13 protein-coding genes are annotated in these 13,195 nt (G+C 60.0%); 8 read left to right on the plus strand and 5 right to left on the minus strand.

Annotated elements, in window-relative coordinates; translation table 11 throughout:
• The first annotated feature begins 75 nt into the window (after positions 1–75).
• From GOW09_RS02770 to GOW09_RS02780, 3 genes are all read left to right on the plus strand, one after another.
• Positions 76–1,158 carry a TRAP transporter substrate-binding protein gene (locus GOW09_RS02770; RefSeq protein WP_117868673.1) on the plus strand — a complete coding sequence of 361 codons (1,083 nt, stop codon included), beginning with the start codon at positions 76–78 and terminating at the stop codon, positions 1,156–1,158.
• A gap of 120 nt (positions 1,159–1,278) precedes the next feature.
• Positions 1,279–2,205, plus strand: coding sequence for a TRAP transporter small permease subunit (locus GOW09_RS02775; protein ID WP_152458266.1), 927 nt, complete (start codon positions 1,279–1,281; stop codon positions 2,203–2,205).
• A gap of 17 nt (positions 2,206–2,222) precedes the next feature.
• On the plus strand, positions 2,223–4,577 hold the full coding sequence (locus GOW09_RS02780; protein WP_171115471.1) for a TRAP transporter large permease subunit: 2,355 nt from the start codon (positions 2,223–2,225) through the stop codon (positions 4,575–4,577).
• Between the two features lie 132 nt (positions 4,578–4,709).
• On the opposite strand, the gene GOW09_RS02785 is transcribed toward GOW09_RS02780, so the two are convergent.
• The 4 genes from GOW09_RS02785 to GOW09_RS02800 form a co-directional block, all read right to left on the minus strand.
• Positions 4,710–5,099, minus strand: coding sequence for a VOC family protein (locus GOW09_RS02785; RefSeq protein WP_171115473.1), 390 nt, complete (start codon positions 5,097–5,099; stop codon positions 4,710–4,712).
• Positions 5,100–5,106: 7 nt separating this feature from the next.
• Positions 5,107–5,931, minus strand: a complete 825-nt coding sequence (locus GOW09_RS02790; protein WP_171115475.1) for an arginyltransferase — start codon at positions 5,929–5,931, stop codon at positions 5,107–5,109.
• Between the two features lie 75 nt (positions 5,932–6,006).
• Positions 6,007–6,438: an RDD family protein gene (locus GOW09_RS02795; RefSeq protein WP_171115477.1), complete on the minus strand. Its 432-nt coding sequence runs from the start codon at positions 6,436–6,438 to the stop codon at positions 6,007–6,009.
• Positions 6,439–6,503: 65 nt separating this feature from the next.
• Positions 6,504–6,926, minus strand: a complete 423-nt coding sequence (locus tag GOW09_RS02800) for a DUF2852 domain-containing protein (protein ID WP_171115479.1) — start codon at positions 6,924–6,926, stop codon at positions 6,504–6,506.
• A gap of 148 nt (positions 6,927–7,074) precedes the next feature.
• Here GOW09_RS02800 and GOW09_RS02805 point away from each other — a divergent pair, with 148 nt between their 5' ends.
• The 5 genes from GOW09_RS02805 to GOW09_RS02825 are packed head-to-tail and all read left to right on the plus strand — an operon-like array spanning position 7,075 to position 12,339.
• Positions 7,075–7,458, plus strand: a complete 384-nt coding sequence (locus GOW09_RS02805) for a nuclear transport factor 2 family protein (RefSeq protein WP_253284162.1) — start codon at positions 7,075–7,077, stop codon at positions 7,456–7,458.
• Positions 7,459–7,507: 49 nt separating this feature from the next.
• Positions 7,508–10,303: a glutamine-synthetase adenylyltransferase gene (locus GOW09_RS02810; RefSeq protein WP_171115484.1), complete on the plus strand. Its 2,796-nt coding sequence runs from the start codon at positions 7,508–7,510 to the stop codon at positions 10,301–10,303.
• Positions 10,287–10,559 carry a hypothetical protein gene (locus tag GOW09_RS02815; protein WP_152458258.1) on the plus strand — a complete coding sequence of 91 codons (273 nt, stop codon included), beginning with the start codon at positions 10,287–10,289 and terminating at the stop codon, positions 10,557–10,559. Before GOW09_RS02810 ends, GOW09_RS02815 begins: the two co-directional genes overlap by 17 nt.
• Positions 10,560–10,597: 38 nt before the next feature.
• Positions 10,598–11,800, plus strand: a complete 1,203-nt coding sequence (locus GOW09_RS02820) for an RSP_2647 family RNA methyltransferase (protein ID WP_171115485.1) — start codon at positions 10,598–10,600, stop codon at positions 11,798–11,800.
• Positions 11,797–12,339, plus strand: a complete 543-nt coding sequence (locus GOW09_RS02825) for an RSP_2648 family PIN domain-containing protein (protein ID WP_171115487.1) — start codon at positions 11,797–11,799, stop codon at positions 12,337–12,339. Before GOW09_RS02820 ends, GOW09_RS02825 begins: the two co-directional genes overlap by 4 nt.
• A gap of 70 nt (positions 12,340–12,409) precedes the next feature.
• Here GOW09_RS02825 and GOW09_RS02830 read toward each other — a convergent pair whose 3' ends face one another.
• Positions 12,410–13,096: a M48 family metallopeptidase gene (locus GOW09_RS02830; RefSeq protein WP_152458255.1), complete on the minus strand. Its 687-nt coding sequence runs from the start codon at positions 13,094–13,096 to the stop codon at positions 12,410–12,412.
• Positions 13,097–13,195 lie beyond the last annotated feature (99 nt).

Here is a 13,195-nt window from a genome sequence, read left to right on the forward strand (position 1 = left end):
CATTAGGCTGACGCGCACTGAATGCGACAGGTCCGGTTCTGCCGGGCCGTGACTATGAAGGGGAGGAACACTCATATGGATCGTCGTTCATTTCTGAAAAAATCCGCGCTGGGCGGTTCGGCTGCTGCAGCGACCGCATTGGCGGCACCGGCTTATGCTCAGGGCCAGCGTACCCTGACCATGGTGACCTCGTGGGGTCGTGGTCTGGCGGGCGTGTTTGACAGCGCGCAGCGTTGTGCCGACAGCATCAACGCCATGTCGGATGGCAGCCTGAATGTTGAAATCAAGGCGGCAGGCGAACTGGTTGGCGCCTTCGAAGTATTTGACGCGGTGTCGTCGGGTCAGGCGGACATGTATCATGCCGCTGACTATTACTTTGTGGGTCAGCACCCGGGTTATGCGTTCTTCACGGCCGTTCCTTTCGGCATGACTGCACAGGAACTAGTGAACTGGTACTATCATGACGGCGGTATGGAGCTGCATGACGAGCTGGGCGAAATCTTTGGCCTGAAGTCCTTCCTGGCCGGCAACACCGGTGCGCAGGCGGGTGGCTGGTACTCGAAAGAGATCAACAGCCCCGAAGACTTCAACGGTCTGAAGTTCCGTATGCCGGGTCTGGGCGGCAAGGCGCTGGGTAAACTGGGCGCATCGGTCCAAAACATTCCGGGGTCGGAAGTGTATCAGGCGCTGTCGTCCGGCGCGATCGACGGTACCGAGTGGATCGGTCCATGGGCCGACGAAAAGGCCGGCTTCCAGGAAATCACCAAGACCTACTACACTGCGGGCTTCCACGAGCCGGGCGCAGGTCTGTCGCTGGCAACCAACCGCGACGTGTTCAATGAACTGACCCCGGCACAGCAGAAGATCATCGAGATCGCTGCTGCCGAAGCGCACCAGTGGAACCTGGCACAGTTCCTGGCCAACAACGGCGCAGCGCTGCAGCGCCTGCAGGCGGGTGGCGTCAAGGTTCTGGAATTCCCGGACAGTGTCTGGGACGCGTTTGGTCAGGCCAGCCAGGAAGTTCTGGACGAGAACATGGGCGATGAGCTGTTCAAGAAGATCCACGACAGCGCGATGACGTCGATGGCGGCATCGTCTGCTTGGAACAACCTGTCATCGGGTGTTTACACCGCTCAGCGCGACCGTGTTCGCGGCTAAGCCATTCTGATCCAAGAAAAACCGGTTCCCCCGCGTGGCGGGGGAGCCTTTCCCGTTGCGCTAAGGGGTTTGGGCAAGCAACAATAATCCCATGCACAACTGAGACGACCTGGGGACAACATGCAGGACGAAAACGGTATCTCGTTCTTCGGCGCCCTGTGGAATGGACTGGTCTGGTTCATTCAGAACATTGCCGAAGCCTTCTATAATTTCGGATACGCCATCACGCATCCGCAACTCTGGCTGGACTGGTCCGACAAGGCGTCGATCATGCGCTTTGTCTATTACGGCGGTTCGGTCGAGTTCTTCTTTGTGGTGTTCACGTTCTTTCTGGTTCTGACGGCCATCGGGCTGTACTACCGGAACTTCATGTGGGCCATCGTGCGGGGCCTTGAGGGGTTCGCCAACACCACCGGGCGCTTCTTTGCCTGGGCGGGCCTTTTGATGGTGATCCAGCAGATCGTGATCGTTTTCATGCAGCGGGTCTTTACACGACCCGATATGTCTTTTGGTTTGGGTATCCCGTTCCAGATGGATATCAGTTGGTTCGCGGAAGAACTGAAGCTGTATAATGCGATGGTCGTGTGCCTGTGCTGTACCTACACATTCGTGCAGGGTGGGCATGTGCGCGTTGACCTCATCTATGCCGGCATCAGCCACCGTGCCAAACGGGTGGTTGATATGTGCGGTGCGGTTTTGTTCATGATGCCCATGGCGGTGTTAACTTGGATGTATGGCTGGTACTTCATGTGGCGGCACCTGATCGTGCCGAAACCTTCGGCCAGTGACACGCTGGACCGGCTGGTGGCCAAGTCCCGCGCCCTGCGCTGGAACGTGGAAACCATTGGGTTCAGCCCCAACGGATTCAACGCCTACTTCCTGTTCAAGATCTTGCTGGTGGCCTTTGCAGCCATGGTGTTCCTGCACGCAATCGCATTCCTGTACCGGTCGTATCTGGAATACGTGGAAGGGCCGGAAAGCACCGGAAAATACCTCGACAAGGACAGCCTTGGTGAGGGTGAAGAAGCCTATGAAGGCGCACATTAGGGACGGAGACCCAGACTATGTTGTTCGGACTTGATGGCGTCGAGATAGGCCTCATTATCGTATTCTTCTGCCTCTTCGGAGGCATCCTTTCCGGCTTCCCGGTGGCCTTTGCCATCGGCGGCGCCGGAGTGATTTCCTTTGGGATCATCGCGGCACTGGACAGTGCCGGGCTGTTGATCCACCAGGCAATCGACACAGGCTCACAAGCCTATCGGGATATTGTAAATTCCGGGGTAAAACCTGATGTCATATCGGTATTCCGATACCCGGATTTGCCAAGAATAGCCGAGCCGGTCTTTGTCTCTGGCTGGGAAACCGCGCTGGACCGCAACGTGTCGTTCATCGTGAACCGCATGAACGAGCGCGTACTGGCAGGGCAATCCATTGAGACCCTGTTGGCCGTGCTGATGTTCGTTCTGATGGGGATCACGCTGGAACGCTCGAAAATCGCGAACGACCTGCTGACGACGATGGCGCGCGTCTTTGGACCGCTGCCGGGTGGTCTGGCCGTGTCCATCGTGGTTGTGGGGGCATTTCTTGCGGCCTCTACCGGCATCGTTGGCGCGACCGTGGTGACCATGGGCCTGCTGGCGCTGCCAACCATGTTGCGGAACAATTACTCGCCGGAACTCGCAACGGGTGTGATCGCGGCCTCGGGTACGCTGGGGCAGATTATTCCGCCCTCGATCGTGATCGTTCTGCTTGGCACATTGGCGGGCGATTTGTACTCGACAGCGCAGGAGACGCGGGCAGTTGAGGCGGGATGTACCGATGCGCTGACCTATTTGGGAGAGCCGGCGGTTGTCTCGGTCGGAACCTTGTTCCAGGCGGCTCTTTTGCCGGGGATTCTTCTGGCCCTGCTTTATGCGTTGTATGCGTTTGGTTATGCATTGCTGAATCCCCATAAGGCACCTGCCGTGGCGCTGTCAGGCGGGTCGGGTGAGCCGATCACCCGGTCCGAAGGTCTGACTTGGCTGCTGGGCGCACCGGTTGCGCTGATTGTCGGCACCGTGTTGCTGGGCAATGTCGGCCTGATCGGCAGCCAGAACATTTCGGTCTCGGCTTTCTCGGACATCGGACAGGGCGCATCGTTGCGTACCAACGTGTCGGAAGAATGCAAGGTATCGATGATCGATCTGCATGGTCAGGCCGCCTGGGATCAGGCCGTCGCCGAGCAGGAAGCCATTGATGCCGCTGGCGGTGCAGCTGAGTCTCAGCGCCTGACCGAAGAAGAACTGGCCGCCGCACAACAGGAAATGATTGCATCAGCCGCACCAATTGGCACGGGTGTCGCGATCACCGTCGTGCTGTTGGGCCTCACTCTGGTTCTGGGCCGTGGCATCGCCCCCTCGCGTGCGCCACAGCCGCTTATCGTTGGTGCGATTGGTCTGCTGCTTATGGTGTTGGTCGATATTTTGCTGATTTCGCCCACAACAACTTCAGGGGCGACGTTCCTGTTGCTCGCGTTGCCATTTGCGCTGGCCATGTATGGTTGCAAGGAAGCCGCAGCGCGATGTGCGACCAATGACCTGATCCGCGTGGTCTTCCCGCCACTGGTTCTGATCATCGCGGTTCTGGGATCGATCCTGGGTGGTGTGACCAACCCGACGCCGGCGGCCGCGCTGGGTGCGGGTGGCGCGATCATGCTGGCGGCCTATCGCAAGCTTCAGGATCAGGGGCGATCGGGCAAGGTGATCATCTGGTCGACCTTTGCCGTGATCATCGCCTTGCTGATGGGGGTGAACTTCGACCTGCGGGTCAATCAGGGCAATGTGACGTTGGAGACCTGGATCGCCTTCATCATCGCGTATGCGGCCTATCTGTATGCCTTGTTCGGTCTGCTGTTCGGCTGCTGGGTGCTGTACTCCAGCGGAGTTCTGACCCCGGTGGTGCGTGAGACGGCCAAGGTGACCTCGATGGTGTTTACCATCCTGATCGGATCGCAATTGCTGAACCTGGTGGTGATCTCGTTCGGAGGGGAGCACTATATCCAGCAATTCCTGAAGAGTTTTGACAACGAGTTCACGGTCTTCCTGATCGTGATGCTGGTGTTGTTCATTCTGGGCTTCGTGCTGGATTTCCTCGAGATCATCTACATCGTGATCCCGATCGTGGGGCCGGTGATCTATGGCGGGTCGTTCGACCCGAAATGGGTGACGATCATGGTGGCGGTGAACCTGCAAACATCCTTCCTGACACCACCGTTCGGGTTCGCGTTGTTCTACTTGCGAGGGGTTGCACCGAAGGAAGTGACGACGGGCCATATCTATCGCGGGATCATTCCATTTGTTTTGATCCAGGTGGTAGGGATCGCAATTCTGTGGTTCTTCCCGGCGATTGTCACGATCGTACCGGACCTGATCCCGAACTGATCCGGATCATCAAAATGCAAAAGGGGGCCTGTCGGCCCTCTTTTTCTTGTTTGTTGCAGGGAAGGGGCCAGCCCCTTCTTGCCCTGCGGCCAATTCATCCCCGGGATATTTGGGGCCAGATGAAAAAGCGGATCAGGTGAATTGGATCAGATCCCAGCGGTTGCCATAAGGATCGCGCCAGACGGCGACTGTGCCATAGGATTCGAAGCGGGGAGTTTCTTCGAAATGGACCCCGTTGGCACGCATCTGTGTGTAGTCGCGTTGGAAATCATCGGTTTGAAGGAAAAAGCCCACACGGCCGCCGGTCTGGTTGCCGATGGCGGCGCGTTGTTCGGGCCCGTCGGCTTTGGCCAAAAGAAGGCCGCCGCCGCTTGAACCCGGCGGTGTGATCAGGACCCAGCGTTTTCCGCCCCCGAGATCGATGTCCTTCAAGAGCTGGAAGCCAAGTCTTTCCGTATAAAACGCAAGTGCGTCATCGTAATCCGGCACCACGAGGGTGACGGCGTGCAGGTTCTGTTTCATCGGATGGTCAGCCCTTGGTGGGGTGGCGGTCGGGAAGCTGGATATTGGCCACTTGCTCGGCAATCGGAGCGGTGGACAGGGGGTGCCGTGAGGAAGAGCAGAAGGTATTTGGATCTGTGATCTTTTGCCATTCGCCCTGAACATAGGCCTCAAGCCCAGAGAATTTTGCCTTGTAGCCCATCTTGGGGCTGCCGGGGACCCAATAGCCCAAGTAGATATAGGGCAGGCCAGCTTCGCGCGCGATCTCGATATGGTCCAGGATCATATAGGTGCCCAGAGAATTCTGAGGCTGCTTCGGATCGTAGAAAGAGTAGACCATGCTCAGCCCATCATCGAGCACATCGGTCAGGCTGACAGCGATCAGGTCGCCGGTCTCAGGATCTGCATATTCCACCACCCGGCTTCGAATCGGGGTTTCCTCGATCATTGCCGCAAATTCGAACACGTCCATGTCGGCCATGCCGCCATCGGCGTGCCGGGTGTCAAGATAGCGGCGGAACAGCTCATACTGCTCGTCCGTGGCCCAGGGCGATGTGGCGCGGCGTTGCAGAAATCCGTTGCGTTTCACCGCGCGTTTCTGGCTTTTTGTCGGGCGGAACGCCGAAACGTCGATCCGGGCGGACAGGCAGGCCGCGCAATCTGTGCAGGAAGGGCGGTAGAGTACATTCTGCGACCGGCGAAACCCCTGCTGCGACAGGGAATTGTTCAACTGTTCCGCACCTTCGCCTTGGAGCGCGGTGAACAGCTTACGCTCCATCCTGCCATCGAGATAGGGGCAGGGTTGCGGGGCCGTGACATAGAATTGTGGCGCAATTGGCAGCGTGTGTCGCATGAAGTTCCCAGATAGCCTCGGGAGGGATGATAGCAACCGTTCCCGAGGCCGCCAAGTGTTTCGCGCAACCGCGTGTCAGGCCCGTCGATTGATCATGACCGTGCCCAGAAAACTGTCGGTCAGACCCTGGCCGCGGGCGCTGGTCAACATCATGATCACCGAGATGATCTGGATCACCGCAAACGCCATGCTGACGAAATAGCCGGCAGTGTGGGCGATGGCCTTGCCCATATCCATTCGTTCTCCGAATGCGTCGCGCAATTCGATTCCCATGAACCGCATGCCCAGTGTAGCCGAGCCGTTGGTGATGGTTACTACGCGATAGACAAAGCTGATCACGGCATAGATCACTGCCAGGAAAAACAGACCGAGGCCTGCGCTCAACAGGATCGCCACCGTGCAGAGCAGCGAGATGAAGGCGATATCAAACAACCACGCGACAAAGCGTTTGCTTGTCACCGAGTTGTAGAATTCTGGTTGGGTATCCGGGTCAGGCAGGTGGTTCATTCGTCAGGTCCGAAAAAATGGTTCAGGGTACCCTGTCCCGGAATGCCGGGACAGGGCAAGGTCAATTAGGCGGGCTTGGCATTTCCGTCGTCTTCATGGTTCTCGCGAGCGCGTTCGTCCATGAACTCGTCGAATTCGGCCTTGTCCTTGGCCTCGCGCAGGCGGCGCAGGAATGCCTCGAAGTCCTGCTGTTCGCGTTCAAGGCGGGCCAGTGTATCTGCCTTGTAAGCGTCAAATGCGCTGTTGCCGGATGGTTTCATTGCGCTCATGTGGCTGTGCCAGGATTTGCGGCGGCTGCAGGATTTGCTGAACATGCGTTTGCTCCAGATCATGTAAGCCAGAAGGGCCAGGCCAACCGGCCAGAAAAAGATGAAACCAAGGACCATGGCGGCGATCCAGGCCCCTTTGCCTTTGTCATCCAGCCAGGCCTCGATTCGGTAAAGCCATCCCGGATTCGCGGGGACGGCGGGGTCGGACAATGCGGTCATTTGAGCTCTCCAGGGTTGATGTAAACTCTTTTCACATTGCTTAGATGGGGTCGTGGACGAGGGTTGCAAGGGCTCAATGTAAAAAAGATTTACATTCAGCAATTCGGTTGACGGTGAGCGCCATCAGCCGCAGGTTGCGGAAATGGATATGACAGAACACAAAACGGCACCTGCGCTGAATGAAATTCTGAATTTGGAAAAGCAGGTCTGGATGGCGCTGGTCGAGGGCAACGCAAGCGCGGACCGGGCATTGCTGAGCGCGGATTTTCTTGGGGTCTATCCGACAGGATTTGCCAATCGTGACGATCATGTCGGCCAATTTGCAGATGCTCCGACGATGGCCGAGTTCGAACTGAGCGACGAGAGATTGCGTGTTCTGACACCGGATATCGTCTTGCTGTCCTACAAGGCCGATTACCTGCGCCCGGGTGCGACAACGCGCGAGGCGATGCTGATTTCTTCTTTGTGGGAACGCAGAAACGACGTTTGGGTCAACAGTTTCAGTCAGGACACGCCGGTTCAGAACACCTGATCAGAATGCCCCATTGACGATCACGCGCCGCGATGCGCAGTTTGCGCCCATGACAGACGTTTTAGCCATTTCAAGACTTCCGCGCGCTTTCGATCCATCCCTGGGGGCCGAAGCGCGGGCCCTGATGCCTGATTTGCCGGCCGAGATGGCGGAATTGGTGGCGGGCACCGCCGGTTCCAGCCCCTATCTAAAAAGTCTGATCGAACAAGAGAAGGGCTGGCTGCCCGAGGCCCTGATGCACCCAGATCAGGCATTGGCTGACGTCATGGCTGCTGCGCGTGATCTGCCGCCGGATCAGTTGAAACCCGGATTGCGGCAGGCCAAGCGGCGAATGGCTCTGCTTACGGCGTTGGCCGATATTGCAGGTGCATGGCCATTGGAGAAGGTCACGGCGGCCCTGACCGATTTCGGTTCGCTGGCCGCGGATGTTGCCGCCAAGGCCGAGATCGCGACACTGATCCGGCGCAAGAAGCTGCCGGGCATGACCGAGGATGATGTCGAAACCGCAGCCGGCCTGGTCATACTGGCGATGGGCAAGATGGGCGCGCATGAGCTGAACTACAGCTCGGATATCGATCTGATCGTCCTGTTTGATGAGACGCGCTTTGACCCCGATGACTTTTACGAGGCCCGGCAGGGCATGGTTCGGGCCACGCGCAACTTCTGTGCGACGTTGAGCGAGAAGACGGCGGATGGCTATGTGTTCCGAACGGATCTGAGGCTGCGCCCCGACCCGGCCGTGACACCGGTTTGCATGGCGATGGAGGCCGCCGAGCGGTATTACGAAAGCCTCGGTCGTACGTGGGAGCGCGCGGCTTACATCAAGGCGCGGCCCTGCGCCGGGGATCTGGATGCGGGGCAGCGTTTCCTTGACGGCTTGCGCCCCTTTGTCTGGCGCCGCCATCTGGACTTTGCTGCCATTCAGGATGCCCATGACATGCGCCTGCGCATCCGGGAAAACAAAGGGACGGGCGGGTCTTTGTCGATCCCCGGTCACGACATGAAACTGGGGCAGGGCGGTATCCGCGAGATCGAGTTTTTCACGCAAACCCGCCAATTGATCGCGGGCGGGCGGGACGCTGACCTGCGGGTACGAGGCACGGTTCCCGGGCTGGCGGCGCTGGCGGCAAAAGGCTGGGTGCCACAGGATGTGGCGGACAAGCTGACCGATCATTACCGCGCGCACCGCGAAGTCGAACATCGCATCCAGATGATTCATGATGCGCAGACCCACAAGGTGCCGAACTCACCCGACGGGATCGAACGCGTCGCCTGCCTGATGGGGATCAGCAGTGCCGAGTTGACGCAGGACCTGAAAAACCGCCTGACCGAAGTGCATGAGCTGACCGAAGGGTTCTTTGCCCCCGGACCTGGTGCGGCGCCCGCCCATGTACAGGATGTGGAGTTCGACAAGAACGTTCTGGCCCGATGGACGACATATCCGGCCCTCAGGTCCCAGCGCGGCGCGCGGATTTTCGAACGTCTGCGCCCCGAGTTGCTGTCACGTCTGGCCAAAACCGCCAAGCCCGACGAAGCATTGATGGCCTTGGACGGGTTCCTGGCGGGCCTGCCCGCCGGGGTGCAGCTGTTTTCGCTGTTCGAGGCGAATCCGCAACTGATCGACTTGCTGATCGATATCGTCGGAACCTCGCATGCTCTGGCTTCGCACCTGTCCCGCAACGCGTCGGTGTTTGATGCGGTGATCGGGGGCAGTTTCTTTGCGGATTGGCCCGGGCAAAAGGCGTTGCAAGCGGAATTGACGCAGGCTTTGTCGGAAGAAACGGATTATGAAACCCAGCTTGATCTTGCCCGGCGCTGGTGCAAGGAATGGCACTTCCGGGTCGGCGTGCATCACCTTCGCGGCCTGATTGACGGAAAAAAGGCAGGTCGGCAATATGCCGAGCTTGCGCAGTCGGTTATCGCGGCGATCCTGCCGCATGTCACCGAAAATTTCGCCCGCAAACACGGCCCTGCACCAGGGCGCGGCGCTGCCGTGCTTGGGATGGGGTCGCTGGGGGCAGGCCGGATCAACTCGCAATCCGATCTGGACATGATCGTCATCTACGATCCTCTGGATCAGGACATGTCTGACGGTCCGCGCCCTCTGGCCACGCGCACGTATTATGCGCGGTTCACGCAGGCCCTGATCACGGCATTGTCCGCGCCGATGTCGCAAGGACGCTTGTATGAGGTCGATATGCGATTGCGTCCCTCGGGCAATCAGGGGCCGGTCGCGACCAGTTGGGCCAGCTTTGTCAATTACCAGCGGAACGAAGCCTGGGTGTGGGAGCATCTGGCCCTGACCCGCGCGCATGTTGTTGCCGGGGATGCCGGACTGGCCGAGGAAATCGAAGCCTTCCGCACCGAGTTTCTGTCGCACCCGCGAGAGCAGGGGAATGTTCTGCGCGAAGTGGCCGAGATGCGGTCACGCCTGGCCGCGGCCAAGGCGCCCGCCGGCATCTGGGACGCCAAGAACGGCCCCGGCCGGCTGATGGATATCGAATTGATGGCCGAAACCGGTGCTTTGCTGGTAGGGTCCGCGCAGCGCGATGTCGCGTCGGGTCTGGATGGTGCCGTCGCAGCCGGGTTGCTGGATGTCGCGCAGGCGCAATCTCTGAAAGACTGCTATGACCTATTCTGGTCGGTGCAATGCGCCGCGCGGTTGCTGTCGGGCAAGACAATCGAAGCCGACAAGATCGGCGAAGGCGGTACTGCATTTTTGTGCCGCGCCACCGGGTTCGAACAGGTCGAGGCGTTGCAGGCGGCATTGCAGGAATGTTACACGACCGCGGCCGATCTGATCGGCGGCGTGATAAAGGGGGAAGAAGATGGCGCGCAGCAGTGATCCCAACGACCACAAAGGTCTGATCCGCGAAGCCTATCGAATCGACGGCATCACCCTGCCAGAGTGCCGCAGCATCTTTTTGGACTGGGCGCTGAGCCTTCCTGCGGATCGCGACCAGAACACGGCGCTGGCCGAGCTGCACGCGGGCTATGCCGAGCAGAACCCCGATCATCCGATGACACAGGTTCTGACGGAAGGCCTTCAGACGGCAAAGGCCCCAAAACGCCGCGGCGGTTGGCGATCCCGTAACCGCTAGGGCTTTCCCACCGGCGCGTTCAGGACTATGAGGGCGCCATGACCCAATCTGCCGACCGTCCCCGTATCCGCCTGAAACCCAAAGCCAATGCGCGCGGCCTGCGCCATGGTTTCCCCTGGGTCTACGCCAATGACATCGTCACCGACCGCCGTACCCGAAAAATTCCGGCGGGCGCTCTGGCCGTGCTCGAAGATGACAAACGGGCGCCCGTCGCGCTGGTCGCGGTCAACCCCGCGTCCAACATCATGTGCCGGGTGCTGGACCGTGACATCGATGCGCAGCTTGACGCGACATGGTTCGAGAACCGTTTGCAGCGCGCCCTCGATCTGCGAGAAAGCCTGTTTGACGCCCCGTATTATCGCCTGATCCATGCCGAAGCGGACGGCTTCCCCGGCGTCATCATCGACCGCTTTGGCGAGGCCTGCGTCATTCAGCCCAACGCGGCCTGGGCTGAGGCGCATCTGGGCCTGCTGACCCAAGCTCTGGTCAAAGTCACTGGCGTGACCACGGTGCTGAAGAACGCCTCGGGCCGTACACGCGGGCTGGAGGGGTTGGACGACGTCAACCAAGTATTGCGCGGATCCGCGCCCGATGCGCCCCTGCCTGTGCCGATGAATGGCGCCACCTACATGGCGGATCTGACAGGCGGTCAGAAGACCGGGCTGTTTTACGACCAGCGCCCCAACCACGCCTTTGCCGCGCGCCTGGTTCATCCCGATGCGCAGGTGCTGGACGTGTTCAGCCATGTGGGCGGCTTCGGTCTGGCGATGCTTGCAGGTGGAGCGGGGCAGGCATTGTCCGTCGATGGCTCAGCCGCCGCGCTCGACCTCGCGAAACAAGGGGCCGAGGCGTCGGGCCTTGCTGAAAAGTTCCAGACCCGACAGGGCGACGCGTTCGAGGTTCTGACTCAATTGGGCGAAGAAGGCGCGCGATTTGACGTGGTGATCTGCGATCCGCCCGCGTTTGCACCGTCCAGACAAGCGCTGGATGCGGGGCTGCGCGCCTATGAACGTATCGCACGACTGGCGGCGCCTCTGGTCAAACCCGGTGGTTATCTGGGGCTGTGTTCATGTTCGCACGCGGCTGACCTGAGCCGGTTCCGCGATGCGTCCTCCCGTGGGATCGGGCGCGCCGGGCGTCAGGCGCAACTGATCCACACCGGGTTTGCGGGTCCGGATCACCCGCAACTGCCGCAACTGGCGGAAAGCGGCTACCTCAAAGCAGTGTTCTACCGCCTGTGAAGGCCGTTCTCGACACCTGCGTCATCTATCCCACGGTGATGCGCGAGATGCTGCTGGGCGCGGCCCGCCTTGGCCATTTCACTCCGATCTGGTCTGCCCGCATCCTCGAAGAATGGGCCCGCGCCGCGCGCAAGCTGGGCCCGACGGGCGAGGCGCAAGCCCGCGCCGAAATTGCCTTGGCGCAGGCGCAGTGGCCGCAGGCCGAACGCGCGCCGGTCCCGGGGTTGGAGCAGCGCCTCTGGCTGCCCGACGCAGCCGATATCCACGTCCTGGCGACGGCCATCACGGCCTCGGCTGACGTCATCGTCACCGTCAACGCCAAGGATTTCCCCAGAAATATCCTGGCAGAGGAGGGGCTCGACCGCCGAGATCCCGACGGCTTGCTGCATGGTCTCTGGCTATCGGATCCTGACGGCCTGGCGACCACCGCCGATCGCGTTTTGAGTGAAGCCATCCGCCTCTCCGGCCACCAATGGACCTTGCGCGCGCTGATGAAAAAGGCCCGCCTTCCACGCCTTGGCAAGGCGCTCACCCAATAGGCTGGATGCCCCTTCATCTGGCTAAAAATATCCCGGAGAGCGCGAGAGGCTGGCCTCTCGCTGCGCACCCTCAGCCACGCGCCCAACGCTGCTCAAGGGCCTCCAGTGCCGCAATGCGCTCACCCGTTTTCGGGTGGCTCATCAACCATGCCGGGGCAACGCCCGCCCGTTGCTGCGTCAGGTCTTCCAGCTTGTGAAACAAGGATTTCTGCGGCCCGATCCCGATTCCGGCCTTGGTCAGCAAGGCGGCGGCATATTCGTCTGCCTCATACTCATCCTGTCGTGACAGGCGCGAGGCCAGCAATGACGTCAAGGCATTCGCAATCATCGCTCCGATGAACGGAATAAACCGGTTCAGCACCATGATCAGCGCCGTCCGCATTGCGTTTTGACCTGAAAAATCAATCATCCGTCGCTTTGCATGACCCAAGGCAACGTGCCCCAACTCATGTGCGATCACGCTGGCCATCTCCTCGGCCGAAACCTCTCCGTTGCGGAATTTTCGGTAAAACCCGCGCGTGATGAAAATCCGACCGTCCGGAGCAGCCAGCCCGTTCACCGGGTCGATCTCGTAGATATAGACGGGGACCCGATCGATTTCCAAAGCTGCGGCCAGCCGGTCCGTCATCCGTTTCAGCACCGGGTCGGCCAGTTCGGTCGATTTTGCGTCCAGCTCACGATGGGTGCGCCAGACCGAAATACGGTACATCACGATGGCGTAGCCAATTGCCAGCAGGATCGGGGTCAATCGAAGCATGTCAAAGATATGGTCCGAACATGGGCATTGCGCAAGTCACACCTGCGGGATGTTCGTCGGGACCCGCATGTTCGTGTGCCGAAATCGGCAAAACCCTCC

Origin of the sequence: Ruegeria sp. HKCCA5463 (assembly GCF_013034175.1) — a bacterium.
Classification (GTDB): domain Bacteria; phylum Pseudomonadota; class Alphaproteobacteria; order Rhodobacterales; family Rhodobacteraceae; genus Ruegeria.

Excerpts from the sequence above, each read along its gene's own strand:
- GOW09_RS02770 (WP_117868673.1), top strand. The coding sequence starts at position 76 with ATGGATCGTCGTTCATTTCTGAAAAAATCCGCGCTGGGCGGTTCGGCT.
- GOW09_RS02775 (WP_152458266.1), top strand. The coding sequence starts at position 1,279 with ATGCAGGACGAAAACGGTATCTCGTTCTTCGGCGCCCTGTGGAATGGA.
- GOW09_RS02780 (WP_171115471.1), top strand. The coding sequence starts at position 2,223 with ATGTTGTTCGGACTTGATGGCGTCGAGATAGGCCTCATTATCGTATTC.
- GOW09_RS02785 (WP_171115473.1), bottom strand. The coding sequence starts at position 5,099 with ATGAAACAGAACCTGCACGCCGTCACCCTCGTGGTGCCGGATTACGAT.
- GOW09_RS02790 (WP_171115475.1), bottom strand. The coding sequence starts at position 5,931 with ATGCGACACACGCTGCCAATTGCGCCACAATTCTATGTCACGGCCCCG.
- GOW09_RS02795 (WP_171115477.1), bottom strand. The coding sequence starts at position 6,438 with ATGAACCACCTGCCTGACCCGGATACCCAACCAGAATTCTACAACTCG.
- GOW09_RS02800 (WP_171115479.1), bottom strand. The coding sequence starts at position 6,926 with ATGACCGCATTGTCCGACCCCGCCGTCCCCGCGAATCCGGGATGGCTT.
- GOW09_RS02805 (WP_253284162.1), top strand. The coding sequence starts at position 7,075 with ATGACAGAACACAAAACGGCACCTGCGCTGAATGAAATTCTGAATTTG.
- GOW09_RS02810 (WP_171115484.1), top strand. The coding sequence starts at position 7,508 with ATGACAGACGTTTTAGCCATTTCAAGACTTCCGCGCGCTTTCGATCCA.
- GOW09_RS02815 (WP_152458258.1), top strand. The coding sequence starts at position 10,287 with ATGGCGCGCAGCAGTGATCCCAACGACCACAAAGGTCTGATCCGCGAA.
- GOW09_RS02820 (WP_171115485.1), top strand. The coding sequence starts at position 10,598 with ATGACCCAATCTGCCGACCGTCCCCGTATCCGCCTGAAACCCAAAGCC.
- GOW09_RS02830 (WP_152458255.1), bottom strand. The coding sequence starts at position 13,096 with ATGCTTCGATTGACCCCGATCCTGCTGGCAATTGGCTACGCCATCGTG.